The sequence below is a fragment of the Pseudoalteromonas sp. BSi20311 genome, assembly GCF_000239875.1.
Lineage (GTDB): Bacteria > Pseudomonadota > Gammaproteobacteria > Enterobacterales > Alteromonadaceae > Pseudoalteromonas.
Genome location: NZ_BADU01000118.1, coordinates 1 through 218 on the forward strand (window position 1 = coordinate 1; position 218 = coordinate 218).

The 218-nt window shown below is 44.0% G+C and carries 1 protein-coding gene; it reads left to right on the top strand.

Annotation, left to right across the window (positions count from 1 at the left end):
- A partial coding sequence (locus P20311_RS13010; protein ID WP_036985177.1) for an ISAs1 family transposase occupies positions 1–218 on the top strand: 218 nt, incomplete at both ends.

Below are 218 nucleotides of genomic sequence, written 5' to 3' on the forward strand. Positions count from 1 at the left end.
GATGGCAAAACCGCACGGCGTTCATTTACCACAAAAGACAGAAAAAGTGCCTTACACACGGTCAGTGCATGGAGTTGCCAACACCAGTTAGTGCTTGGGCAGACGGCTGTTGATAATAAAACAAATGAAATCACCGCAATACCAGAATTACTCACCCTGCTCGATATTGAAAACAGTATCATTACGTTAGATGCGATGGGATGCCAACAAGAAATAGC